This window comes from Erwinia aphidicola, from assembly GCF_024169515.1.
Classification (GTDB): Bacteria; Pseudomonadota; Gammaproteobacteria; order Enterobacterales; family Enterobacteriaceae; genus Erwinia; species Erwinia aphidicola.
On record NZ_JAMKCQ010000001.1, the window covers coordinates 2116704 to 2143291 of the forward strand.

At 56.5% G+C, this 26588-nt stretch carries 19 protein-coding genes; 12 read left to right on the forward strand and 7 right to left on the reverse strand.

Translation table 11 applies throughout. The annotated features are described in order from the left end of the window. Positions 1 to 348 precede the first annotated feature (348 nt). Complete coding sequence (locus J2Y91_RS09790; protein WP_048917547.1) at positions 349 to 744, reverse strand: transposase; 396 nt, start codon at positions 742 to 744, stop codon at positions 349 to 351. A 558-nt stretch (positions 745 to 1302) separates the two neighbouring features. Here J2Y91_RS09790 and J2Y91_RS09795 point away from each other — a divergent pair. Both J2Y91_RS09795 and J2Y91_RS09800 read left to right on the forward strand, forming a co-directional pair. After that, positions 1303 to 2559: an MATE family efflux transporter gene (locus J2Y91_RS09795; RefSeq protein WP_048917546.1), complete on the forward strand. Its 1257-nt coding sequence runs from the start codon at positions 1303 to 1305 to the stop codon at positions 2557 to 2559. Between the two features lie 8 nt (positions 2560 to 2567). Continuing rightward, positions 2568 to 3524 (forward strand): ATP-grasp fold amidoligase family protein, encoded by a 957-nt coding sequence (locus tag J2Y91_RS09800; protein ID WP_048917545.1) that lies wholly within the window; start codon positions 2568 to 2570, stop codon positions 3522 to 3524. Positions 3525 to 3582: 58 nt separating this feature from the next. Here the strand turns inward: J2Y91_RS09800 and J2Y91_RS09805 are convergent, their stop codons facing one another. Continuing rightward, on the reverse strand, positions 3583 to 3864 hold the full coding sequence (locus J2Y91_RS09805; protein ID WP_048917544.1) for a YjcB family protein: 282 nt from the start codon (positions 3862 to 3864) through the stop codon (positions 3583 to 3585). A 441-nt stretch (positions 3865 to 4305) separates the two neighbouring features. Here J2Y91_RS09805 and dgcN point away from each other — a divergent pair, with 441 nt between their 5' ends. Further along, positions 4306 to 5634: a diguanylate cyclase DgcN/YfiN gene (gene dgcN, locus J2Y91_RS09810; RefSeq protein ID WP_253538062.1), complete on the forward strand. Its 1329-nt coding sequence runs from the start codon at positions 4306 to 4308 to the stop codon at positions 5632 to 5634. Between the two features lies 1 nt (position 5635). Here the strand turns inward: dgcN and soxS are convergent, their stop codons facing one another. Beyond that, positions 5636 to 6028 carry a superoxide response transcriptional regulator SoxS gene (gene soxS / locus J2Y91_RS09815; RefSeq protein WP_253538065.1) on the reverse strand — a complete coding sequence of 131 codons (393 nt, stop codon included), beginning with the start codon at positions 6026 to 6028 and terminating at the stop codon, positions 5636 to 5638. 92 nt (positions 6029 to 6120) lie between these two features. Here soxS and soxR point away from each other — a divergent pair, with 92 nt between their 5' ends. From soxR to J2Y91_RS09835, 4 genes are all read left to right on the forward strand, one after another. Further along, complete coding sequence (soxR, locus tag J2Y91_RS09820; protein WP_048917542.1) at positions 6121 to 6588, forward strand: redox-sensitive transcriptional activator SoxR; 468 nt, start codon at positions 6121 to 6123, stop codon at positions 6586 to 6588. 42 nt (positions 6589 to 6630) lie between these two features. Continuing rightward, complete coding sequence (locus J2Y91_RS09825; protein ID WP_253538067.1) at positions 6631 to 7293, forward strand: glutathione S-transferase family protein; 663 nt, start codon at positions 6631 to 6633, stop codon at positions 7291 to 7293. Between the two features lie 352 nt (positions 7294 to 7645). Then, entirely contained in the window at positions 7646 to 8995 is a 1350-nt protein-coding gene (locus J2Y91_RS09830; RefSeq protein WP_048917540.1) for an NCS2 family permease, read from the forward strand. 178 nt (positions 8996 to 9173) lie between these two features. Further along, on the forward strand, positions 9174 to 10823 hold the full coding sequence (locus tag J2Y91_RS09835; protein ID WP_048917539.1) for a Na+/H+ antiporter: 1650 nt from the start codon (positions 9174 to 9176) through the stop codon (positions 10821 to 10823). Positions 10824 to 10902: 79 nt separating this feature from the next. Here the strand turns inward: J2Y91_RS09835 and J2Y91_RS09840 are convergent, their stop codons facing one another. After that, on the reverse strand, positions 10903 to 11805 hold the full coding sequence (locus J2Y91_RS09840; RefSeq protein WP_133624959.1) for a LysR family transcriptional regulator: 903 nt from the start codon (positions 11803 to 11805) through the stop codon (positions 10903 to 10905). 108 nt (positions 11806 to 11913) lie between these two features. Between J2Y91_RS09840 and J2Y91_RS09845 the strand changes: the two genes are divergently transcribed. From J2Y91_RS09845 to J2Y91_RS09855, 3 genes are all read left to right on the forward strand, one after another. Beyond that, on the forward strand, positions 11914 to 12342 hold the full coding sequence (locus tag J2Y91_RS09845; protein WP_062818492.1) for a CidA/LrgA family protein: 429 nt from the start codon (positions 11914 to 11916) through the stop codon (positions 12340 to 12342). After that, a complete protein-coding gene (locus J2Y91_RS09850) occupies positions 12335 to 13033 on the forward strand; it encodes an LrgB family protein (protein ID WP_048917537.1) in 699 nt (232 codons plus the stop codon). Before J2Y91_RS09845 ends, J2Y91_RS09850 begins: the two co-directional genes overlap by 8 nt. A gap of 140 nt (positions 13034 to 13173) precedes the next feature. Further along, on the forward strand, positions 13174 to 13719 hold the full coding sequence (locus J2Y91_RS09855) for a YfaZ family outer membrane protein (RefSeq protein ID WP_048917536.1): 546 nt from the start codon (positions 13174 to 13176) through the stop codon (positions 13717 to 13719). 86 nt (positions 13720 to 13805) lie between these two features. Here J2Y91_RS09855 and actP read toward each other — a convergent pair whose 3' ends face one another. From actP to acs, 3 genes are all read right to left on the reverse strand, one after another. Beyond that, the gene (gene actP, locus J2Y91_RS09860) at positions 13806 to 15464 is read right to left on the reverse strand and encodes a cation/acetate symporter ActP (RefSeq protein WP_062818491.1); all 1659 of its coding nucleotides are present in this window, start codon (positions 15462 to 15464) and stop codon (positions 13806 to 13808) included. Beyond that, a complete protein-coding gene (locus J2Y91_RS09865; protein WP_048917534.1) occupies positions 15461 to 15772 on the reverse strand; it encodes a DUF485 domain-containing protein in 312 nt (103 codons plus the stop codon). Before J2Y91_RS09865 ends, actP begins: the two co-directional genes overlap by 4 nt. 140 nt (positions 15773 to 15912) lie before the next feature. After that, the gene (gene acs / locus J2Y91_RS09870; protein WP_099753703.1) at positions 15913 to 17868 is read right to left on the reverse strand and encodes an acetate--CoA ligase; all 1956 of its coding nucleotides are present in this window, start codon (positions 17866 to 17868) and stop codon (positions 15913 to 15915) included. 520 nt (positions 17869 to 18388) lie between these two features. On the opposite strand from acs, the gene gltP reads away from it, so the two are divergent. Both gltP and J2Y91_RS09880 read left to right on the forward strand, forming a co-directional pair. Next, the gene (gene gltP, locus J2Y91_RS09875) at positions 18389 to 19693 is read left to right on the forward strand and encodes a glutamate/aspartate:proton symporter GltP (protein WP_048917532.1); all 1305 of its coding nucleotides are present in this window, start codon (positions 18389 to 18391) and stop codon (positions 19691 to 19693) included. A 541-nt stretch (positions 19694 to 20234) separates the two neighbouring features. Continuing rightward, positions 20235 to 26312, forward strand: coding sequence for an autotransporter outer membrane beta-barrel domain-containing protein (locus J2Y91_RS09880; RefSeq protein ID WP_133624958.1), 6078 nt, complete (start codon positions 20235 to 20237; stop codon positions 26310 to 26312). Positions 26313 to 26588 lie beyond the last annotated feature (276 nt).

The window sequence follows — 26588 nt, forward strand, 5'->3', positions numbered from 1 at the left end:
GCTCAGCGACGGAACGCCCACAATAAATCAGTTTAATGAACCAGTGATTAAGCGAGAATGATTATCGTGGCAGGGGCATTAGCGGCGGGGATTGGCAGAATTATTAGAAGTGGTTAAGTCACTTTCGGCGCGTTTATCTTTGCCTGCAAAGATAAACGCGCATTGAAAGCCTTGATGCTACTGAGTTTTTAGCTGGTGACTGAGTAAGTTACGGCCAAACTACTGGGCGGGATTACGAATAATTCATCAGTAAAAATCCGCGCCAAAAAAAACGTCCGGTACTTTTCAATAAGTATTGAGAATATTTTAATTTGGACCTGTTAATACATAACAAACAGCTTAAAACGATTACTGATTTTCGAGATTATACGGGTAATGATAGACGCTACGGCTGATATCCAGCAGGCGACAGCTGCGGCGCGTGCCGATGTCGTAAGTATCCTGCAAAAAATTAACGGCCTGGCGCTTGTCATTGGTGGTAAAGAAATTCTTCAATACGCTTTGCAGCATCTCTTTGTCCGATGACAGGGTTTGTAGTTCCCGCTCCATAGTGTGTACTTTTTCCTCCAACTCTTTGATTTTTCTCCCTTCTTCTGAAGAGAGGCCAGCATATTTCTTTTTCCAACTGTAGAAAGTTGCTTCAGAAATCCCCAGTTCATCACAAATCTCTTTCACCTTAATGCCGCTCTCAGAAGCTTTAATGGCACTGGTGATTTGCTCTTCGGTATATCGTGACTTTCTCATAATGCTATTACCTTTCTTAACAATATTGGGATGAGAATAACTGCATTAATCAATGGATCTGTTTTGTACAGATATTGGCGCAGTGTTTAAAAGTACGCGATTGGAATGGCAGGCTTTAAGTTAAGGGATTATGAAGAAATAACATCATGGGATTTCTCCTATTTTATTTCAAAAGGGTTTTGTTAGCTTTCGATATTGGTTTTTTTGATATAAATTCGTCTCATGCCAGTACAAGACCAGGCAGTAATTAGGAAAACTCCAGCGGGCAGGGAAAAAAAACTGTGCTAACTTTGCTCCCGACTTAAGCATTTTTGTGAAAACGGTCACAGTATGAATAAGACCAGAGTTAACTACACTCGCAGCAGTTGAGAATGTGGCACGGTTAAAAAAACCGTCTCAAAAATAAATGGCATGATTTAATAAAAGGCACGCCGATGCCTGATTAGCAGATTAATTTTCGCTTTGTCGCCAGGTATCACTGTGCGTTATTGAATCAGTTGTGGACAAGGATGTGTTGGTTAGTGGCTTTAGGGTGTTGGAAACACAAAGGATGCTTCGATGAAATACAGTGTGATGTCTAATGCTGCCTGGATGATGTCTGAAAAGATTGTCTCGGTTTTTGGTGTAATTTTTGTCACCTCCTATGTGGCCAAATCTTTCGGTCCAGCCATATTTGGCCAAATAGCATTTTCTGCATCACTTTTTTCAATTGTTCAGACTATTGCCATTTTTGGTACTGAAACCATTCTTTTCAAAAGCATCAGCAAAAGTGCATCGAAAGGAATGCGGTTGATGGCCGTGGCGAAATCACTGCGCCTGACATTATTACTGGTGCTGTCGTTACCGGTATTGCTGTATGTCTGGTTGACCATGCGTGAAAATTTTATTGTTTTTGCCGTGGCTTCATTTATTTCGGCCATGTTCGTTACTCAGGATATTTTTAGCGTATACAACAATGCGCGCCTTGAATCGCGAATGAACACGGTGGCCAATGCCACGGGGATGATACTCAGTTTCGCCATCAGCTTTGGCGTTGCCTGGTTCAAACTCAGCCCGTTGCTGCTGTCACTGTCGATTGTTGCGGTTACGCTGGTACCGTATCTGATCAAGCGCAGTCGCTTTTATCAGACCAACAGCATCAGCCCACCGCCGCGGCGCAAGCGCAGGAATTATTTACGTTATTTACTGCATGCGGGTTTGCCACTGGCGATTTCCAGCGTGTTCATCTCTATTCAGGTAAAGACGGCACAGTTCTTTCTGGTTGGGGTTGGCTCAGCGCATGAGCTGGGGTTGTTCACCGCAGCAAACACCATTTCTGCTTCATGGATTTTTATTCCGGTCGCAATCATTACATCGTGCTTTTCTGAGATTTTCCGGGAACGCGGTGATGTGGCAGTAAAACTGGCTTCACGACTGTACGGATATGTAATGGCAGTTTCATTTTTGATGCTCTCCCTTGTCACGCTGTTTGGTGACAGGATCATCAACAGCCTTTATGGGCAAGACTACACACAATCGGGAAACCTCATTACGTTGTTGTCGTTAGCAACCTGCTTTTCGGCAATGGGAACAGTAGCGTATCGCTACATGGTTAAAGAGGGCGGTTTCAACTACTTACTGGTGAAAGTCATTTTACTGGTGGTGATTGGTCTGGCAACGTCTTACTTCTTTATCCACTCCTGGGGATTAACAGGCGCAGCCTGGAGCGTGTTTGTTACTGAGCTTTTATCCCTGACGATAATGAATTATTTCTTTAAGAATGGCGTCATTCTTAAAATACAGCTTTCCTCACTCAACTACAAAACCTACAGATGAGGTAAATCATGTTGAAGCTCAAAGCAGAATTGAGAAAAGGTTTTGTTTACCTGCTCAAAAAGATGCCTTGGTCTTACCAGGATAAAGTTTATTACTTTCAGAAATTCAGAAGTATACCTAACATCCGGGAACCTAAGTTGTTCAATGAGAAAGTTCTGTATCGTAAATATGTGACCGGCGATCACGTACGCTATGCCAATCTTTCAGATAAATTGCTGGTAAGAGATTATATTGCCCGCGTTATTGGCGAAGAGTATCTGATTCCGTTGATTCATGAGACTGACGATCCGATTTCACTGCTCAGCCTGGGCAGCCTGAAAAATACCGTGATCAAGCCGAACCATGGCTCAGGGATGGTCGAAATCGTGCTGGAAGAGCCCGACTGCATTCAGAAGCAGCTGCTGATTAAACGTTGTGATGAGTGGCTGCATCAGGACTTCTCGCACCATGCGCGTGAGATCCACTATCGCTATATCAAGCCGCGCATTCTGGTTGAGCAATACGTCGGGGATGGCAAGTTTGCCGCCGTTGACTACAAGTTCCATATGTTCAACAAGAAAGATGGCAACTTTGAGTATGTGCTGCAGGTGATCTACAACCGCGCAGGCTGTTCGGCGCTGTCGATGAACTTCTACGTTAACAACCTGAAGAACTGCTTCTACAAAATCCGCGATACCGGTTTTGATATCAGCGGCGATATGGAGACGCTGGAACGTGCGCTAACCCTCAGCAAACAGCTGGCGGCAGATTTTGACTATGTGCGCGTGGACTGGTACATCCATGAAGGGCATATCTACTTTGGCGAACTGACGTTTACCCCAGGCGCGGGGTTGGTGACCGGTCTGGATAACGGACTGAATCAGCTGATGGGAGATATGTGGTTGCAGGACCGTAAATCAGAAGCGTTGCCGGGAAGCAAAGAGCCCGAAGATGTGCCGTTACCGGCGGTGCTAAAAAAGATTTAAAGAGTGGCAAATAATACCCTGTACGGCGAGCCGGGTCAGCTCGCCATGCAGGTGTCGCTTACGGCATTGGCCAGTCAGCGGGTGTACGGCTCATCACTTCGACAAACACATCTTTGGTGATATGCCAGAAGTTGTGCAGATTTTCCATACTCAGCGTAATACCCAGCAGCCCGGTGACAAACCAGCATGACATACCGATACCGATACCAGTAAACATGAAAGCCATCGCATTGCGACTGGCTTTTCGGCACTGCACGTTAAAGGTGCTGGCAATAAACATCATCACTGCACTCAGCAGTTCCCATCTCATGAGTAGTACGCTGGTGGTAATCGTAGCCATCTTATCTAAACTCCACGGTGATCGGTCCTGACAAACGGATGCATCATCACCATGAGCGGACGGGAGCTGCCAGGTAGGCTCCGTTTCGCCTTGACGCGCAGGTCATTAAAGTGTGACGGCGGTCACATTATATCACTCGATTTTAAAAGTTGAACAATATTTATACCTGGTATGGTAGTTTTTTTAGTATCAAAAGTGACCGTAACCTCTGGCGAAAAACGTCTGTTTGCTCTCAGTGATTTGACTTACCGCTAAGTCAAACTTGATGGTTTAAGATGAATCTCACGCTGTTTAAAGTTGTGCAGCCTGGCGATGACCTGTAGGATTTTTATCAATGCTGCTCCTAATCTTAATTTCCAGAAATCTATTCTGGAGGGTTTCCGCTTGCCGAAATCCAAGCAAAAATAATTAATCAGGGGCAGAAGATAATAAGGAGCCTGCGTGTCATTTAATGGTAACTCCTGGCTATCCAGCCTTTTACACCAGCGAAATAAAACCGTGGCCGCGCGCGAACTGCCGACCATGCGCGAGTCTTTTCAGCGCATTCACCTGATCATTATCGTGGTATCGCTGCTGTTTAGCGGCGCATCGCTGTCGGCGCTGTCGATGTTCGCACTGCGCAGCTACGCCGAGAATAATATTCAGCTGGTCGCAACCAGCGTCAGCTACAGCGCGCAAATGGCGGTAGCGCAGAATGATGCAGCAGCGGCAAAGGAGATCCTGCGCGAGATCGGTAACCAGGCCGAATTTGCCTCCGGGCGCATTTATAACGCGAACCTGCAGCTGCTCGCCAGCTGGCAGCAGCCGGGCAAGGCAGAGCACAGCGGGCTGAGCGCTGCCGTGTCGCGCTGGCTGTTTCCGCAACCGGTTAGTGCGCCGGTGATGCTGCATCGGCAGGAAATTGGCCGGGTGTGGATCAGCGGCGATGCGACTCGCGTGCTGCACTATCTGTGGCAGGCACTGCTGTGGCTAAGCGGCAGCCTGTTTGTCACCGCGCTGGTGGCGTGTGCGCTGTCGAACCGCATGCATGCGGGGATCCTCCTGGGCCTGCAAAATATCGCCTCCGTTGCCCACGATGTGCGCCGCCGACGGGCATTTTCCCTGCGCGTGCCGTCATCGTCGATTGCAGAGCTGAACAAGCTAAGCGGCGACTTTAACAGCCTGCTCGACGAGCTGGATAACTGGCAGCGCCATCTGAAGCGTGAAAATGACACGCTGGCCCATCAGGCGCTGCACGATTCCCTGACCGGCCTGCCCAACCGCAAGGCGTTTGAGCAGCAGCTGGCGACGCTGATGCAGGATGCGCTGGCGCGCAAGCAGGTTGGCGTGCTGTTTATTGACGGCGACCGCTTCAAGCAGGTCAACGACCGTTTCGGCCACGCGGCGGGGGACTACGTGCTGACCGTCACCGCGCAGCGGCTGCGCGCCAGTTTACCCGCGTATAATTTGGTGGCGCGTCTCGGCGGCGATGAGTTTGCCGTGCTGCTGCCAACGGTAGAGCGTGAGGAGCAGGTGGCTCAGGTGGCGCGCAACATCCTTGATGCGATGGCGCTGCCGATCCCTCTGCCGGAAGGCACGCGGGTAAGGCAGGCGCTAAGCATTGGCGTGGCGCTGGCTAAAAATCACCGTTCGGCCGAGTCGCTGCTGGCGCAGGCCGATGCGGCGATGTATCACATCAAGGAGATGGGTGGTGGCTGGTACCTGTCGCCCTCGTACTGGGGGCAGGAGGCGCAGGAGCTGCCACCGTCAATCGCAGTGGCGTCGCGCTGATTCAGTTGCGCAGCCCGCTGGTTGAGTAGTCGCTGCAGTCGAAGTTCCAGCTGCTGCGCTGTAAAGACTGGCGGCGCATAGCGTGGCGATAAGCGGTCGGCGTCTGTGAGAACTGGCGGCGGAACACGCGTGAGAAGGTCTGCTGCGAGTCATAGCCATACTGCATAGCGATATCAAACACCGGGCGCTGGGTCTGACGCAGGGCTTCTGCGGCCAGCGTCAGGCGGCGTTCGCGAATATAGTTGCCCAGCGTCTGCCTGGTGACGGTGCGGAACATACGCTGCAGGTGCCATTTCGAATATCCCGATTTTGCCGCCACTTCATCTATCGACAACGTCTTATCCAGGTTGTTATCAATCCAGTGGGTCAGGGTGTTGATGATGTCGTCATGCATTCCTTTTTCTCCCAGGTCTTGTGCGTCAAACGGTCGCGGTCTCAATGGTTGCTGAGTATAATTCCTCAAGTTAACTTGAGGTAAAGGGCCAAATGAAAAAAAGTCTCAACAATCCCAACAAGCGAGAACTGACCCCCGGCGACGTGGCGCAGCGCTGCGGCGTGGCGGTCTCCACGCTGCACTTCTATGAAAGCAAAGGATTAATCAGCAGCTATCGCAACCCCGGCAACCAGCGGCGTTACACGCGCGACGTGCTGCGGCGCGTGGCGGTGATCAAGATTGCCCAGCGCATCGGTATTCCGCTGGCGACCATCAGCGACAGTCTGATGCAGTACCCGCCGGGCAAACGCATGTCGCCAAAAGAGTGGGCGGTGCTGTCGCAGCAGTGGCGTGTAGAGCTGGATCGCCGCATCGAGACGCTGACCCATCTCAGAGACGACCTCGACGGCTGCATCGGCTGTGGCTGCCTGTCGATGGAGGACTGCCCGCTGCGCAACCCGGGCGACAGGCTGAGCGAGCAGGGCACCGGCGCGATCCTGCTGGATGTGAAAGGGCCATAAACTCCTATACTTAGAGTTTGTTCACCGCTTGAAGGAGTGGCTATGATCACCGTGCATCATCTGAATAATTCGCGCTCGCAGCGTGTGCTGTGGCTGCTGGAAGAGCTGGAAGTGCCCTATCAAATCAAGCGTTACCAGCGCGAAACCAGCATGCTGGCCCCCGCCGAGCTGAAAAAAGTGCATCCGCTGGGTAAATCCCCGGTTATCACCGATGGAAATCGCGTGGTGGCCGAGTCCGGCGCGATCCTCGAATACCTGGAAGCCCACTATGACGCAGAAAATCGGCTGAAACTTTTCGATGAGGAGGAGGTGATCCAGTCGCGCTACTGGCTGCACTACGCGGAAGGCTCACTGATGCCGCTGCTGGTGATGAAGCTGATCTTCAGCCGCATGGGGCAGGCTCCGGTGCCGTGGCTGCTGCGCCCGATTGGCAGCGCCTTTGGTAAAGGGGTGCAGAAAGGCTATCTCAACCCGCAGATCGCGACTCATCGCCAGTTTATTGAGCAGCACCTGACCAGCCATCAGTGGTTTGCCGGCAGCCGCTTCAGCATTGCCGATGTGCAAATGAGTTTTCCACTACAGGCGCTGACCGCACGCGGAGGCGCCGCCGACAGCCCGGCGATTCAGGCATGGCTGCAAAAAGTGCAGGCGCGTGCCGCCTGGCAGCGCGCTCTGCAGCAGGGTGGCGAAATCAACCTCTCCTGAATTTTTTTCTCCCTCTGACGCATAAAGGTTTCACCCAGCCTGCATCGTGCCATAGCCATAAGAAAGCGCTATGACGATGCAGGCACGCTCCCCCGCTACTATTTTGCTGAGATCCGCTTAACAGGTGTTGAAAATGCACCAATAAACACCGGATAATCGTTTGCTCACAAATAAGCACTGCAATTACGCGGTTTTTTGCGTGGAATAGAAAACGTTTGCCTTTATCCGGTCAGTGCCTCGCCCTGAGGTTTTTTGTACCGCGTATATTGTGCCAGGGATGCAAATGTTGGACGCCGCTGGGTAACAGCGGTACTGCGCAGCGATAACTCATAAGAAAGCTCAGGGGATTACTATGTCGACTCCTTCTCAACCGGCCAGCGGCTCTTTAGACGCCTGGTTCAAAATCTCTGCGCGCGGCAGTAGCGTGCGCCAGGAAGTCTTAGCCGGACTCACCACCTTCCTTGCGATGGTTTACTCGGTGATCGTGGTGCCTTCAATGCTGGGCAAAGCCGGTTTCCCACCGACCGCCGTGTTCGTCGCGACCTGCCTGGTGGCCGGTTTCGGCTCGCTGCTGATGGGCCTGTGGGCCAACCTGCCGATGGCGATTGGCTGTGCTATCTCGCTGACGGCATTTACCGCCTTCAGCCTGGTGCTGGGCCAGCATATCAGCGTTCCGGTGGCACTCGGTGCGGTATTCCTGATGGGGGTGCTGTTTACGCTGATTTCCGCCACCGGTATCCGCGCGTGGATTTTGCGTAACCTGCCGATGGGCGTGGCGCACGGCACCGGCGTGGGTATTGGCCTGTTCCTGCTGCTGATTGCGGCGGATGGCGTTGGCCTGGTGGTGAAAAACCCGGGCCCAGGCCTGCCGGTTACGCTGGGTCACTTCCCCTCCTTCCCGGTGGTGATGACGCTGCTTGGTCTGGCGGTGATTTTCGGCCTGGAAAAACTGCGCGTGCCGGGCGGCATCCTGCTGACGATTATTGCTATCTCGGTGATTGGTCTGATCTTCGACCCGGCGGTGAGCTATCAGGGGCTGTTCGCGATGCCAAGCCTGAGCGATGCGCAGGGTAACTCGCTGCTGTTCAGCCTTGATATTCTTGGCGCGCTGAAACCGGCGGTGCTGCCAAGCGTGCTGGCGCTGGTGATGACGGCGGTGTTTGACGCCACCGGTACCATCCGCGCGGTGGCTGGCCAGGCAAATCTGCTGGACAAAGATAACCAGATTATTAACGGCGGCAAGGCACTGACCACCGACTCACTGAGCAGCATCTTCTCCGGTCTGGTCGGCGCCGCACCTGCGGCCGTGTATATCGAATCGGCAGCGGGCACGGCGGCGGGCGGTAAAACCGGTCTGACGGCGATTGTGGTTGGCGTGCTGTTCCTGATGATCCTGTTCCTGTCGCCGCTGGCCTATCTGGTCCCTGGCTATGCCACGGCGCCTGCGCTGATGTACGTTGGCCTGCTGATGCTGAGCAACGTGTCGAAAATTGATTTTAGCGACTTCGTGGATGCGATGTCCGGCCTGCTGGCTGCGGTATTTATCGTGCTGACCTGTAACATCGTCACCGGCATCATGCTCGGTTTCGGCGCCCTGGTCATCGGCCGTATCTTTGCCGGCGAGTGGCGCAAGCTGAATGCGGGCACGGTGATCATTGCCGTGGCCCTGGTCGCTTTCTATGCCGGCGGTTGGGCGATTTAATCCTGTTTCGGGGCCGAATTCGTCGGCCCCACCTTCAGATGTCACTGAATTTCTCCTCTATACGCACATCCTGTTTCTAAACATTTTCTTAATTTGTTTTACTATCATTCAGGACATGATCATCATCATGTTCGTGGTTGTTTTTTACCCACCGGAAGACGTATAAAGAAAGGAAAGCATGGAAATCTTCTTCACCATCCTCATTTTGACGCTGGTTGTTTCGCTGTCCGGCGTTGCTGCACGCATCATTCCGTTTCAAATTCCCCTGCCGCTGGTGCAGATCGCCATGGGCGCGCTGCTGGCGTGGCCGACCTTTGGTCTGCATGTCGACTTTGATCCGGAGCTGTTTTTAGTCCTGTTTATCCCGCCGCTGCTGTTTGCCGATGGCTGGAAAACCCCAACCAGTGAGTTTCTGCACCACGGGCGCGAGATCCTCGGCCTGGCGCTGGTGCTGGTACTGATTACCGTGGTCGGTATCGGCTATCTGATTTACTGGCTGGTGCCGGGCATTCCGCTGCTGGCCGCCTTTGCGCTGGCGGCGGTGCTGTCACCCACCGATGCCGTGGCGCTCTCCGGTATCGTCGGCGAGGGGCGCATCCCGAAAAAGATCATGGCGATTTTGCAGGGCGAGGCGCTGATGAACGATGCGTCTGGCCTGGTGTCGCTGAAATTTGCCGTTGCGGTGGCGATGGGCACCATGGTGTTTACCGTTTCCGGCGCCTCGATAGAGTTCCTGAAAGTGGCGATCGGCGGCCTGCTGGCGGGTATTGCCATCTGCTGGCTGTACGGTAAATCGCTGCGCCTGTTCAGCCGCTGGAGCGGGGATGATCCGGCCACCCAGACCGTGCTGCTGCTGCTGCTGCCGTTTGCTTCTTATCTGATTGCCGAACATATCGGCGTCTCCGGTATCCTTGCGGCGGTAGCAGCCGGGATGACCATTTCGCGCTCCGGCATTATCCGCCAGGCACCGCTGGCGATGCGCCTGCGCGCCAACAGCGTCTGGCAGATGCTGGAGTTTGTCTTTAACGGCATGGTGTTCCTGATGCTGGGCCTGCAGCTGCCGGGCATACTTGAAATCTCGGTGCACCAGGCGGATGCGGATCCCAACGTTGAGCTGTGGGCGCTGTTTGCTTCCGTGGTGATGATCTATGTCGCGCTGATGATTGTACGTTTTGGCTGGCTGTGGACCATGCGCCTCATCAGCCGCACCGCGCTGAAAAAGCGTCCGATGGAGTTCTCCAGCTACTCGACGCGTGAACTGCTGATTGCCTCCTTTGCCGGGGTGCGCGGGGCGATTACTCTGGCCGGTGTGCTCTCTATTCCACTGCTGCTGACCAACGGCGATGATTTCCCGGCGCGCTATGAGCTGGTGTTCCTCGCCACCGGGGTGATCCTGTTCTCACTGCTGGTCGGCGTCGTGGTGCTGCCGCTGCTGCTGCGCGGGGTGGAAGGGATTGATAAAACCGTTCACCGCCGCGAAGTACAGATGGCGCGCGCGGTGATGGCCGGCACGGCGATCGAGAGCCTGTACAAGATGGAAGAGCGCCTGGCGGCGGATACGGAAGAGAATATCGACCCGGAGCTGCTGAAAGAGATCAGTTCGCGCGTGGTGGGTAACCTGCGCCGCCGCGTGGACGGTAAGGAAGATCTGGAGCGCGCACTGTATGCCGAGAACCTCGAACGCCGCTTCCGCCTTAGCGGCCTGCGTGCCGAGCGCGGCGAGCTGTATCATCTGCGCGCCACGCAGCAGATCAGCAACGAAACCATGCAGAAACTGCTGCACGACCTCGACCTGCTGGAAACGCTGCTGATTGAGAAAGAGGAATGAAGGGATTGCGGGTCGGGCATGCCCGACCCCTACGCGATTTCGCAGGGGCGAGGCATGCCTCGCCCTGGTTTTGCCGGGGTTACAACGATAACCGCGGCGCTTCTCCCGGCCAGAACTCGCGGCAGCAGGTGATCCACGCCTGGGCGCTGCGCGACAGATAGCTGCCTTCCCGCCAGATCAAGCCCAGTTTCCACACCAGCTCCGACTTCAGCGGCAGCCACAGCAGCTGGCTTTTATCCAGCCGCTGACAGATTGGCTCCGGCAGGATCGCCACCCCCATTCCCGCCTGCACCATTGCCGCCAGAAAATCCCACTGCCCGCTGCGTACCGCAATCTGTGGGGTAAAGCCGCTGGCCTGGAAGGCGCGCATCAGCTGGCGATTGAGCGAGAACTCTTCGTTATAAATCAGGATCGGCAGCCCGGCCAGCTCGCTGATCGGCAGATGACTGCGGCGCAGCCACTGCTCGGTGCGCGGCACCAGTACGCACAGCGGGTGGCTCATCAGCGCCAGCGAGTTTAGCGGCAAATCGTCGGCTACCGGCAGCGCGGTCATGGCGATATCAAGGCTGCCAGACAGCACCGCCTGCTGCACCGTCAGGCCGCCAAATTCGGAAATTTTCAGCTTCACCCCAGGATAGCGCTGGCGAAAGGCCGAAATGGAACCGGCAATCTGCATCCCGACCATGGGCGGAATGCCGAGGCGCAGCTCGCCGGTTTTCAGCTCGTTAATATCGCTGATCTCCGCTTCCAGCTGCTTAAACTCCTGCAGGATGGTCAGCCCGCGCTGATACACCGCCTGGCCGGTATCGGTCAGATGCAGTTTGCGGCCCTCGCGGATCAGCAGCGTACAGCCCAGCTCGTCTTCCAGCTGGCGCAGCATCTTACTGATCGTCGGCTGAGTGACGTACAGCTGCTCGGCTGCGCGGGTAAAGCTCTGCTGGCGAACCACTTCCACAAAGTAGCGCAGGGCGCGAACGTCCATAATCATTCCTGTCTGGCATAGTTTGAATAATATTAAGTCATTTTTTTCACCCTTTGTTACCGCTTTATAATGTTTGCAGTAAAAACAATTGGCGATGGGGTAAACATCATGGCGCTGGCAATAAGCCCGCAGAGAACGGGCTGGCTGCACAGGTTACAGGTTCCGCTACAGGTGATGCTGTACATTGGGCTATTTGTTTTTTCAGAACAGCTAGTTATCTGGTTCCATTTGCCGCTTCCGGCCAATATCGTCGGCATGTTACTGCTGCTGACACTGATTATCTGCCGCGTGATGCCGCTCGGCTGGGTGAAGGCCGGAGCCAGCTGGCTGCTGGCGGAAATGCTGCTGTTTTTTGTTCCTGCGGTGGTGGCGGTGGTTAACTACGCCGAGCTGCTGCGTCTTGAGGGCTGGCGCATTCTGCTGGTGATTGGCCTCAGCACGCTGCTGGTGCTGGCGGCGACCTCGCTGGTGGTCGAGCGGGTTTATCGTTTCGAAATCTGGCTGGCGCAGCGCAAACAGGAGAAACGCGATGCGTGATTTGCTGCTGAGTATTGCCTGCCTGCTGGCCACGCTGCTGGTTTACTTCCTCAACAAACGCCTGTACCGCCGCTGGCACCGACTGCTGATGATGCCGCTGGTGATGACGCCAATGGTGCTGGTGGCGCTGCTGCTGGTGACGCATATCTCCTGGCAGGATTACATTGGCGAGAGCCGCTGGCTGCTGTGGCTGCTCGGCCCGGCCACCCTGGCGTTTGCCGTGCCGGTGTATGAGAACCTGGCGATTATCCGCCGCCACTGGCTGTCGCTCAGCGCCGGGGTGATCACCGCCACTACCGTCGCGGTGTGCAGCTCGGTGTGGCTGGCGCGCCTGCTGACGCTGCCGGAGGAGATCCAGCGCAGCCTGGCAGTGCGCTCCATCACTACACCGTTTGCGCTGGCGGCGGCGAAACAGCTCGGCGGGCAGCCGGATCTGGTGGCGCTGTTCGTGGTGATCACCGGGGTATTTGGTATGGCGGTCGGTGACCTGCTGTTTCTGCGCCTGGCGATCAAGCAGGGGCTGGCAAAAGGTGCCGGGTTTGGCGCGGCATCGCACGGGGCGGGTACGGCACGCGCCTATGAGATCGGCCAGCAGGAGGGGGTGGTTTCCAGCCTGGTGATGATGCTGTCAGGCGTGGTGACCGTGGTGATTGCCCCGGCGATTGGCCATGTTATGTGGGCGGTTGCCTGAAACATTCACTTGCGCGATGTTTTGTAATGTTACTCAAATTCATCTCAATTGGTTTCTTTCTCATATAAATCCGTATTGGGTTGGTTTACTCTGCACAGCCGCCGCATTTCGGCGTGAGTAAAATTAATCAGGAGAAAAAAATGAAAAGAGTGGCAATGACAACGGGCGCACTGGCGCTGCTGGCGCTGGCAGGCTCTGCTCAGGCTATCGAAGGTGGCGTGAATGTGGGCAAAAATTACACTGACGTACACGTAGGCCTGGGAACTAACTCACCTGGTTTTGCCCTTTCCGGTGACTGGTTGCGCAGCGATCACGACGGTAACGTTGAAAGCCTGGGTCTGGGCTACAACGTCGCGGTCGGTGATGTGTTCCTGTCACCTACCGTGAAAGCCATGTCCACCAACCCGAAAGACACCAAAGATGGCTACGGTATTGCTATCGGTGGCGGCGTGAAGGTTCCGGTTACCAATATGTTCAACGTGTACGGTGAATATTTCTGGTCGCCGGATTCGTTCTCCAGCCATATCGACAACTACCAGGAAGCGTCAGCGGGCGTGAGCTTCCAGCCGATTTCGCTGGTTGATGTCAGCGTGGGTTATAAATACATGACGATGAACGGTAAAGATGGCCGTAAAGACAACGTGGTGGCCGATGGCCCATACGTTGGCGCCGCAGTGCATTTCTAATCACGTCACCGTCTCGTAGGGGCGAGGCATGCCTCGCCCTGGGTCGGGCATGCCCGACCCCTACGGGGCCCTTTTCAATGCCGCAGTTAATGTCCTTTCCCACCCTCAATGCCAATACCGGTCTGCGAACGCACAAACTGTGCGCGGAAGCGCAGGCGCTCCTGCGCGCCGGATGCCGAGTGATCGGTGATGGAGAACAGCCACGTCCCGATAAACGCCACCAGCATTGAGAACAGCGCCGGATACTCATACGGGAAGATCGCTTTGGCGTGCCCCAGCACCTGCACCCACACCGTCGGGCCGAGGATCATCAGCAGTACCGCCGTCAGCAGCCCCAGCCAGCCGCCAATCATCGCGCCGCGCGTGGTCAGCTTCGACCAGTACATCGACAGCAGGATAATCGGGAAGTTACAGCTGGCCGCGATGGAGAACGCCAGGCCGACCATAAAGGCGATGTTCTGCTTCTCAAACATTATCCCCAGCAGAATCGCCACCACGCCCAGGATCACCACGGTAATCTTCGAGACGCGCAGCTCCTCTTTCTCACTCGCCTGTCCCTGACGGAACACGCTGGCGTAGAGATCGTGCGAAACGGCCGAAGCGCCAGCCAGCGTCAGCCCGGCGACCACCGCCAGGATAGTGGCAAACGCCACGGCGGAGATAAAGCCAAGGAACAGGCTGCCGCCTACCGCATCGGCCAGATGCACCGCCGCCATGTTATTACCGCCAATCAGCGCGCCGGTGGCATCTTTAAACGCCGGGTTAGCCCCGACCAGCAGGATGGCGCCGAAGCCGATAATAAAGGTCAGGAAGTAGAAGTAGCCCATAAAGCCGGTGGCGTAGAACACGCTTTTACGCGCCTCGCGCGCGTCGCTGACGGTGAAGAAGCGCATCAGGATATGCGGCAGGCCGGCGGTACCAAACATCAACCCGAGGCCGAGCGACAGCGCGGATATCGGGTCATGTACCAGCCCGCCGGGGCTCATAATCGCAATGCCTTTCGGGTGCACCTTCATTGCTTCGGTAAACAGTGTGTTAAAGCTGAAGCCAACGGTCTTCATCACCATAATTGCCATAAAGCTGGCGCCGAACAGCAGCAGCACGGCTTTAATAATCTGCACCCAGGTGGTGGCGAGCATGCCGCCAAACAGCACATACATCACCATCAGAATACCGACCAGCACCACGGCAACGTGATAGTCGAGGCCGAAAAGCAGCTGGATAAGTTTGCCCGCGCCGACCATCTGCGCAATCAAGTACAGCGCCACCACCACCAGCGAGCCGCAGGCCGACAGTACGCGGATCGGCTTCTGCTTCAGGCGGTAAGAGGCGACGTCGGCAAAGGTATAGCGCCCGAGGTTGCGCAGGCGTTCGGCAATCAGGAACAGGATAATTGGCCAGCCGACGAGGAAGCCGAGCGAGTAGATCAGCCCGTCATAGCCGGAGGTGTAAACCAGCGCGGAGATACCGAGGAAAGAGGCCGCCGACATAAAGTCCCCGGCCATCGCCAGCCCGTTCTGGAAGCCGGTGATATTGCCGCCTGCGGTATAATAATCGCTGCGTGAACGGGTGCGTTTGGACGCCCAGTAAGTGATGCCAAGCGTAAAGGCGACGAATATCAGAAACATGATAATCGCTTCGACGTTGGTCGGCTGGCGCTCAACCGCCCCGCTGATAGCATCGGCCGCCAGCACGCCGCCCGGCAGTAACACCGCCAGAGCAGGTAACAGATATCGTGATTTCATCCCTTCACCTCTTTCAGCAGTTCACGGGTCAGGCGATCGAATTCACCATTCGCGCGCCAGACATACACACCGGTCAACAGGAAGGAGATGACAATTAAGCCAACGCCTATGGGAATGCCGCGCGTCACATTGGTGCCTTGGTGCAGCGGCGTACCCAGCCACGCGGGCGCGAAGGCAATCAGTAAAATAAAGCCGACGTAAAGCACCAGCATAATTATCGACAGCAGGGTGGCAAAGCTCTGGCGTTTTCTCACCAGCTCTTTAAAGCGTGCGCTTTTTTCTATTCTTTCATATAAGACATCGTTCATTGCAGCATCTCCAGAGGTAGAGAGGGTGAGTATTTTTTTATAACTTCACGGTGCTGAAAATTAAGACGTAATACGGCAGGGCTGCTCTGTGGCAGTTAGGATTGAGAGAATAATGGGGGCGCTGAGAGGCCCCCACGGAGTTATGGCATTTTAATGGACTGCTTCTCTTCGAGTAATTTTTCCACCACGCCTGGATCGGCGAGAGTCGAGGTATCGCCGAGGTTGCTGGTATCACCGGCGGCAATTTTGCGCAAAATGCGGCGCATAATTTTCCCCGAGCGGGTTTTAGGCAGTGAGTCGGTCCAGTGCAGCACGTCCGGCGTGGCAATCGGGCCGATCTCTTTACGTACCCAGTTACGCACTTCGCTATACAGCTCCGGCGACGGCTCTTCGCCGCTATTCAGCGTGATATAGGCATAGATCGCCTGGCCCTTCAGCCCGTGTGGAATACCGACCACGGCGGCCTCGGCGATTTTCGGATGGGAGACCAGCGCAGATTCAATCTCCGCGGTGCCCAGGCGGTGGCCGGAGACATTCAGTACGTCATCCACGCGCCCGGTGATCCAGTAATAGCCATCTTCATCACGGCGCGCGCCGTCGCCGCTGAAGTACATATTTTTAAAGGTGGAGAAGTAGGTCTGCTCAAAGCGCTCGTGATCGCCAAACAGCGTGCGCGCCTGACCCGGCCAGGAGTCGACAATCGCCAGATTGCCTTCGGTCGCGCCCTCCAGCACGTTGCCTTCGTTATCCACCAGCGCGGGCTGGACGCCGAAGAACGGATGGGTCGCCGAGCCGGGTTTCAGCGCGGTGGCACCCGGCAGCGGGGTGATCATAAAGCCGCCGGTTTCGGTTTGCCACCAGGTGTCAGAGATAGGACAGTTGCCGTTACCTATTTTCTTGTGGAACCACTCCCAGGCTTCCGGGTTGATTGGCTCACCGACGGAGCCGAGAATGCGCAGGCTGGAGCGGTCGGTGCCCTCAATGGCTCTGTCGCCCTCTGCCATGAGCGCACGCACGGCGGTCGGCGCAGTGTAGAGAATGGTGACCTTATGCTTGTCCACCACTTCGGCCATCCGGCTCGGTTTCGGCCAGTTTGGCACCCCTTCAAACATCAGGGTGGTAGCACCACACGCCAGCGGGCCGTACAGCAGGTAGCTGTGACCGGTGACCCAGCCAACATCGGCGGTACACCAGTAGACATCTTCCGGATGGTAATCAAACACGTATTTAAAGGTGGTGGCTGCGTACACCAGGTAGCCGCCGGTGGTGTGCAGCACGCCTTTCGGCTTGCCGGTGGAACCCGAGGTGTAGAGGATAAACAGCGGGTCCTCGGCGTTCATCTCTTCCGGCTGGTGGTGGGCGCTGGCTTTGTTCATCAGCTCGTGCCACCAGAGATCGCGATCGCCGTTCCAGCCGACATCTTTGCCGGTGCGTTTAAACACCACCACTTTACCTACGCTGGTGACAGCGGGGTTAGCCAGCGCGTCGTCGACGTTTTTCTTCAGCGGGATGCTGCGCCCGGCGCGCACGCCCTCATCGGCGGTGATCACCAGGCGGGCGTTACTGTCGATAATCCGGCCAGAGACGGCTTCCGGCGAGAAGCCACCGAAGATCACCGAGTGCACCGCGCCAATGCGCGCGCAGGCCAGCATCGCCACGGCCGCTTCCGGCACCATGGGCATATAGATCGCCACGACATCGCCCTTATTGATGCCGAGCTCTTTCAGGGTGTTGGCAAAGCGGCACACGTCGCGGTGCAGCTCACGGTAGCTAATGGTTTTGCTTTCGCTGGCGTCATCACCTTCCCAGATGATGGCCGGATGGTCGCCGCGCGTTTGCAGATGGCGATCAAGGCAGTTAGCGGCAAGGTTTAGCGTGCCGTCCTCATACCAGCGAATGGAAATATTGCCGGGGGCGAAAGAGGTGTTCTTCACCGTGCGGTAGGGTTTGATCCAGTCAAGTATCTTGCCTTGCTCACCCCAGAATGCGTCTGGGTCCTGTACCGACTGCTGATACATCGACTGGTACTGCTGGGCATTAATCAGGGTGTTTTCCGCGATGTTCGCGGGCACCGGGTATACGTGTGATTGGCTCATGGCTGGTCTCCTTGAAGATGTTAATAATATGTCAATCAATGGTTAAGTGAAGATGCGCGTTTGGCTTTGTTTTCTTTTTGCGCGGCAGATCACGTCATAACGGAATGTAATGAAATGGCAATATCACTTTGCTCAAAAGAGAAGAGGCGATGCTAACAATCTTAGAAAAATGCCCGCTAAGGTGCGCAAAAAAAGCGCAACCAGACCATTTCGTTGTTACGGGTAATTGTTCAATTTTTGCATGGCTATGCTATTTGCCATAAGAATATTACCTTTTATAACAAAGGTTTATTTTAAGTGGCTACAGGCAGTGCTTTATCCTGTCTACTGAGCATTAAATAGACACATCTCGCGTAGGGTTGCATTCTTACCGCTGAAAATGGTACTGATTACGCGCCTGCAAAACAGGAATCAACCATCCATTACCTGCGAATTGCCCGATCCCGGTCATCCTCCTTCGAGTGTTATTCACTCCGCATGCAGTACGCGGAAAGCAGGTTTTGTTAAGGAAAAATACAATATGAAAGCTGTAAAATTCAGCCTCGCCTGGCAAATTCTGGTGGCGTTGGTACTGGGGATCACCGTCGGGGCGATACTGCATAACCAGCCGGAAAACCGTGAATGGTTAGTCACTAACGTACTCACGCCGGCTGGGGATATCTTTATCCACCTGATTAAAATGATCGTGGTGCCTATCGTCATTTCCACGCTGATTGTCGGCATTGCCGGCGTCGGGGATGCGAAAAAACTGGGGCGTATTGGCGTTAAAACCATCGTCTACTTTGAAGTGATTACCACCATTGCCATTGTGACAGGTATTACTCTGGCGAACGTGTTCCAACCCGGCTCCGGCATTGATATGTCGACGCTGGCAACGGTGGACATCTCTAAATATGAAGCGACCACGCAGCAGGTGCAGAGCGGCCCGCATAGCCTGGTGACCACTATCCTGTCGCTGATCCCGCAGAATATCTTCGCGGCGATTGCCAGGGGTGACATGCTGCCGATTATCTTCTTCTCGGTGCTGTTTGGCCTTGGACTCTCTTCACTGCCGTCTGAACACCGCGATCCGCTGGTGAAAGTGTTCCGCTCAACGTCAGAAGCGATGTTCAAAGTGACCCATATGATTATGCGTTATGCCCCTGTTGGGGTGTTTGCGCTGATCTCGGTGACGGTAGCAAACTTCGGTTTTGCCTCGCTGTGGCCGCTGGCGAAGCTGGTGATACTGGTGTATGCCGCTATCTTCTTCTTCGCGCTGGTGGTGCTGGGTGGGGTGGCGCGCTTCTGCGGTCTGCGCATCACCACGCTGATACGTATCCTCAAGGATGAGCTCATCCTCTCTTACTCCACGGCCAGCTCTGAAACCGTGCTGCCGCGCATCATGGAGAAGATGGAAGCCTACGGCGCGCCGAAGTCGATCACCAGCTTTGTGGTGCCGACCGGCTACTCGTTTAACCTGGACGGTTCGACGCTGTACCAAAGTATCGCCGCCATCTTTATCGCGCAGCTATACGGCATTGACCTGTCGCTGGGCGATGAGATCGTACTGGTGCTGACGCTGATGGTGACGTCAAAAGGGATTGCTGGCGTGCCGGGCGTCTCCTTCGTGGTGCTGCTGGCCACTCTTGGCAGCGTCGGAATTCCGCTGGAAGGCCTGGCATTTATCGCCGGCGTTGACCGTATCCTCGATATGGCACGTACCGCGCTGAACGTGGTGGGCAACGCGCTGGCGGTGCTGGTGATTGCCAAGTGGGAAGATCAGTTTGATGCGAAGCAGGCGCTCGCCTATGAAGCACAGCTGAAAGCCCAGCCTACGGGCCAGTAAAAATCGCGGGCGGGTGATGCGTCACCTGCCCGTTTTGCCTCCACTCTCCAGTTTAGCCCTGGATCCTACCTCACAAATCTCGCAAAAATTCCCGTAAGTTTGATTTAAGTGCCCTGGCGTTCAGTGCCGATCTGTGAAGCGGGCGTCTCATACCGCAAGGTTACTATTATGATTTGTCATCAATAAGTTAGCTGAGAATTTTTCGCTGCTATTAGTGTCGCTGTTGGTAACACTATTTTATCTTTGCCGTGAATTTCATAAAAAAATTCAGAATAATGAGTTGCCAGAAAATAAATCAAAAACTATAGATGAATAGACATTATTATCAGCAAAAGTATTAATGAGACTAATTATTGATATTAGTGCCATTTATTTATAGAGATTCTATTTATCATTTATTTTATTTGAATATTTATCCTTGTTATTAACAGGTGCCTTTCTGGGGATGTCACTCCGCACGGATGGATGAATCTGCTGCTTCCCAAGGCCCGGCAATAAACCCTGTATGGACTCAGGGGGACTGCATTCGCCCGGAGGAAATATGCGTTACAGATTAAATCCAGTGTTATCAGGCCTGCTCGCCGCTTTTAGTATTCCTTTCGCTACTGCCGATGTGCTATCTATTTATTCCCCGCTAACGAACGATAATCTTGCTAACCGACAGGCGGTAATTAATGATGGTTCCGTCGGCGCTATTACCGGTAATCAACGCTTCCAGCCCGGAACCAATGGTGCAGTCAATACCACGCTGGGCTCATTACAAAGCGCCGGGCGTATTGTTAATGACAACGGGGTGATTGGTGCCGAGCGTCTCGATCCCGGCCCGCAGAATTTCGCGATAACCATCCCCGATGCGACCACCGGCGGCAACACCACTTTCCAGGTCTATAACCCCGCCAGTCTGGTGGCGCAAACCCCGGTTGGCGCCAGCACTGCGGTAGCGGATATCGTCAACGTGGGTGACGATCAGTACATCAATACCCGTATTGCCGATGTCACAAACGGCACGCTAAACGTCGATATTGGGCAGCGCGGGGCACGGTCGACCGCCGCGACCAATGGCTGGACCATGGCGGCCAAGCAGAGCACGCTGTTCAACGTTGACGGTACCACCAACAGCTCAACGGTGAACTGGAATTCGAACAACCGCATCACCTTTACCGGCGCAGCCGCAGACCCCACGGTGCCGCGCCAGTTCCAGGTCACCAACGTCGCTACCTACAAGGGCGCATTTAGCGTCACCACCCTTGATGGCAAAAGTAACGCGTTTAACGTCACCAGCGCTGCCGGGCTAAAAAGCTATAACGACTGGCTGATTACCCAGCTGAAAAGCGGAAATCTCAATACTGCCTCCTACCTGACCGAATTTAACAAAGCCTTCAGTAAAACCAACCAGAATATCGACTACACCATCAGCGCGGATGACCCGAACGATGACGTGGCGCAGGCGATTGGCGACCGGGTGGTGATCGGCGCCAGCGGGGCCAGTGCGCAGGTGAATATTGCGGCGGGCAGCACGCTGGAAGTGGTCGGCGCCAACGGCGGTGCCATTCGCGCCACCGACGGGGCGACCGTGACAAATAACGGTAAAGTCTCCAGCTCCGGCGGGCTGGGCTCCGACAGCGCGGCGCTGAGCCTGAATACCGGCAGCCGCGGCACCAACTCCGCTACCGGGGTGATCAACGGCGGCTTCTATAATCGCGTCGATGGTACCGGAGTCGGGGCGACCGGCTATAACTCGAACGGCGTCAACGTGGCGGGGGGCAGCACCTTCGATAATGCCGGGATTGTCAACTTCGCCAGCGGCGGCAACCCGGCGGGCGGCTCGACGGCGGCGATTAATCTGACCTCTTCCACGGCGACCAACAGCGGCAACATCAACGTCGGCGTTAATGGCTCCAGCGCCAGCGGCACCACCAGCGGCGTGGCGGTGGATACCGGCTCTGATTTTACCAACGCCCGCGGCGGGACGATCTACCTGGGTCGCGGCCCGCAGAACAGCCTGGGTGAAGAGACGGCAGAAACCGCGCTGAATCAAAGTGGGACCACCAGCGGCATTTCGGTCAGCGGCAACGGCAGCGCCATCAACCACGGTGAGATTATTATGGGTAGCAGGGTACAGAACGGCGCCGGCATGCTGGCCAGCGGCGGAGCTAACAGTACCCTGATTAACGATACCGACGGCGTGATTACCGTCAGCGGCGCAGCGGCGGCTGTACCGCGGGAAAATATCGCCATGTCGGTGCTCAATGCGGGCAGCGGCGGCAATATTGAAAACCGCGGTACCATTAACCTCAACGGCGTCAACGCCACCGGGCTGAAGGTGCTGGCCACCAACGGCAATACGGCGGCAGCGCAGTCCAGCGGCACTATCAACGTTGCGGGCGGCGCGGATCCCGACAGCGGCACGCGCAACTTCGGCGTCTGGGCGGAAGGCCAGGGCAGCGGTACGGCCACGGCCAATGTCGATGGCCCGATCAACCTGACCGGTAACGGGGCCATTGGTGTCCATGCGCGCGGCAATGCGACGGTGCTGGTCAACAGCGACGCCGTACCGCGCTTCAGCCAGGGCAGCAATCAGATCGCCTTCTTCGCTTACGGCCCGAATGCCAGGATCGACGTGACCAATAATAACGCCTTTGACGTAACCACCAGCGGCTCGACCCTGTTCCGTCTGGAGCAGGGCGCGGACTTTGCCGGTAACAACCTGTCGCTAACCGCTTCCGGCGCTAACTCCGTCGGGGTGATGGGGACCGGAACGGGGGGCACCGAGATCAACACGCAGAACGCCAGCTTTGAGGTTTCCGGCAGTGGTGCCACCGCGGTCATTATTGAAGGGGGAGCGGTGGGAAATATTGATGCCGGAACCACCATCAACCTCAGCGGCGTTAATGCTGTCGGGGCGATTGCCGACGGGCAGAAACACACCCTGGCCGGGCGCACCAGCGGCAGCCCGGTGGCCAGCACCACGCTGACCTCGCAGGCTGCCCTCAGCTCCGGCCAGACCGGGCTAACCGGACTGATTGCCCGCAACCGGGCGCAGCTCACCAACGCCGGGAATATCACTTTCACCGGCGCCGGCTCCACCGGCATCCTGGTGGAGAGCGGGGCAACGGGTGCCAACAGCGGCGATATCTCGGTGACCGATGGCGGCTTCGGCATGCGCGTCAACGGCAGCGGTAGCCAGGCGACCACGGCGAACAATAGCGGCACGATTAATGTGGAAGGCGGCTCGACCAGCCAGCGTACGCGCGGCGTCAGCGCGGCCGGCAGCCGGGCGGTGGCAAACCTGACGGGAGCCATCAACATGAACGGACGCGGAGCGATAGGCGCCGAGGCGCTGAACGGCGCAACGGTTAACGTGGGTAGCGCTGCAACGCCCGCGTTTAACAATAGCGATCAGATTGCCTGGCACGCAGCGGGCGTCGGCTCAACCATCAACAGCAGCAGCAGCGCCACCAGCAACGTGACGACCGACCGCTCGGCGCTATACCGCATTGATGATGCCGCCGCGTTGAACTTCAGCACGCCGGCAAATATTACCCTCAGTGGGGCAGGCAGCAGTGGCGTGATCGCCTCCGGCCCCGACAGCCTGTTTAACAGCGGCAGCAGCCAGTTCAACGTTAACGGCAACGGGGCGAATGCGCTACGCGTCGAAGGCGGTGCCAGCGCCACGCTCGGCAGCGGCACCCGCGTGGCGCTTAACGGCGCCAGCAGCATTGGCGTATTGGTGAATAATCTGCGTACCGACCTCAGCAATGCGCTGGATGGCAGTGCAGCGCCCACCCTGGTCACCAGCAGCGCCAGCGTGAGCGCAACAGGTGCCAACAGCATCGGCTATGACGTGGCCAACGGCGCCACGCTGGTTAACGACGGTGCGGTGAATATGAACGGCGCCAACAATATCGGTATCCGCACGCGCAGCGGCAGCAACATTACCAATAACGGCGTGGTGAATGTTGCCAACGGCACCGGGCTGGATATCAGCGGCAGCGGCACCACGCTGGCGAAAGGCGGTGCGATTAACGTGGCGGACGGCGTGGCCGGGGTGCGTATCGGCTCCGGCTCCAGCCTTGCGCTAAGCGGCAGCGACACGGTGATCGCCACCAACGGCAGCGCGCACGGCATTCTGCTCGACAGCGGGGCGGCGGCGCTGAGTGCCAGCGATGCCACCATCAACGTTAACGGCAGCGGCAACGGCATTGAAAACCGCGTCGAGACGCGCAGCGTGACGTTGAATAACCTGACGGTCAACGTCGCCGACGGCAGCGGCCTGCGTACCGCCGTACCGTTCGATCCCGCCTCGACGGTGACCACTAACGTCAGCGGCAGCGGCAGCGGGCTGAATTTCACCCAGGCCAACGGCAGCGCAACCACCAACGATTTGATCCTCGGCAGCGGCTATCAGTTTAACGTCAGCGGCGCGGGCGGCACCGGGATCCGCGCCAATACCACCGGAGCGGTGCAGTCGGCGGCCAACGTCAATATCACCAGCGCCAGCGGCGGTTCGGCCCTGGTAGCGGGCACCGCCAGCTCGGTGCTGAACACCGGGACGCTGGTCTCCGCCAGCACCCGAGCGCCGGTAGTGGATTTACGCGGCGGCACTGCGGTGTTTGAAAACCGTGGCACCATCACGCCAGGCTCGCCTGAGGGCGTGGCGGTGGCGGGCAGCAACGCCAACGATGTGGTGCTGCTGACTAACGGTGACGTGCTGGGGGATATCAATACCGGCGGCGGCACCGATGCACTCGAGTGGACCGGCGGTACGCTGAACGGCAGCCTGACGCTGGGCAATGGTGTGAATAACCGCGCCCTGATCCAGGGCGTTGACCTGGCGCAAACGCGTCACATCACTAACGGCGGAGCAACGGGCAGTGCGTTGACCTTTGACAATATCAGCGCGCGCGGTGGCTCGTTTAGCGCGGATGATATCAGTAAAGGCACCAACCTCGGCTCGGGCTGGAGCACCATTAACTTCAGTAACAGCCAGTGGACGCTGACCGATAATCTGCAGCTGGCGCACAGCACCGTCAATATCGACAGCGGCTCCACGCTGTATGCCGGGAACGGCGTTAATCCGGTGCTGACAGGCGGCAGCAGCAACTCGCTGACGGTGAATAACGGCGGGCTGATTGACCTGACCAACGGCAGCGGATCGCCGGGCAACTCGCTGACGATTAACGGCAATCTCGCCTCTGCAGGTGGTTCGGTGAAAATAAATACCGAGCTGAACGCGGGCGGCGCGCTGAGCAATCAGTTCAGCGATAACCTGCGGGTGACCGGCAATGCCAGCGGCACCACGCTGCTGGATGTCACCCCCACCGCGCTCAGCACGGGGGCGCTGACCGACCTCGACTTCAGCAGCTCAATTGAGAGTAATGAAGGGATTTCACTGGCGCAGGTGGCGGGTAATGCCAGCAGAGATAGCTTTGCGCTGAAGGATGGCTACCTGGCCGCCGGCCCCTGGAGCTACGGGCTGTACAGCTTCGCACCGGGCACCAGTGATGCCAGCCAGCGGCGCGTTGCCGGGGGCAGCGATAATCAGTTCTGGGACTATCGCCTGGCAAATAACTACGTCTGCGCAGGCGGTGCTGCCTGTCTGACCACCTTTAACAACTACCTCGCGCCGAATCAGGAGAGCCGCCCGGCGGTGGTGCCGCAGGTGCCTTCCTATATCTCTGCACCGGTCGGCCTGGCCTACTACACCGCGGCGATTATCGATGACCTGCATAAACGCCTTGGCGAGCTGCGCCACCAGCAGAGCCAGCAGGCGGGCGACAGCGGCGAGATGTTCGTGCGCTATATTGGCTCCAACCTGACCTGGAGCAGTAATAAGAGCTTTAAAGACTTCGGCTATGACTTCGACCTCGACTATAGCGCGCTGCAAATCGGCGGTAACCTGCTGCGGCTCGACGGCGAGAAAGACAGCCTGCGCGGGGGCCTGGCCTATACCCGCGGCAACACCCGCCTGCGCCCGGATGCGGCGGACGGTTACAGCTCCACCACCTTTGACAGCGACAGCCTGGCGCTCTATATGACCTGGCAGCGTGAAAGCGGCTTCTACCTGGATGGCGCACTGTCGTATGACTGGCACCGTGGCGAAACCGATATCCCGCGCCAGAAGGATGTGGCGAAGCTGAGAGGCAAAGGCTGGACGGCATCACTGGAGAGCGGCTACCCGTTTGAGTTTGATAACGGCGTGCGGCTGGAACCGCAGGCGCAGCTAATGTACATGCACCTGGGGATGGATGACTTCACCGATAAAGACCAGCTGACCGTGAAGTACGACAGCTACAACCAGACCATTGGCCGCCTCGGTGCGCGACTCGATCGCACCTGGACCGATGAGAGCAACCGTCAGTACACGCCTTACGTGCGCGCTAACTACTATCGCGGCTGGGGCGGTGAGTCAAAAACCCGCATTGGTGCGGAAAACCTCGACGTCAGTAACACCTTCAGCGGCGGCAACTTTGGCCAGATGTGGGAACTGGGCGTCGGTGGCACCATCACCTTTAAAAACGACGTCTCGCTGTATGCGGAAACCGACTACCGCAAGCAGATCGACGACAACGGGGCTAAGGGCTGGCGCTATAACGTCGGCGTGCGCTGGAACTTCTGATCGTCAGGCGGGCTGTATCACGCAGCCCGCCGTACTAAACATGCATCAGCAGTATTATAAACGTTGCCTTTAGAGTCATCGCTGACTCTGAAGGTGTCTTAGCTGGCTCTTTTCCGCCTCTCCCCGCCAAAATGTCGTTATGCCGCAATATTGCGCGCTTTGCTGGCGCGATCGCAAAATCAGGCGAACGCCGGCTAAAGATCCACGAACTCACGCCGAAAATATAAAAAAACGTAATTAATATTCTCCTCGCCAACCTTTGTTGATCCCTTTAAG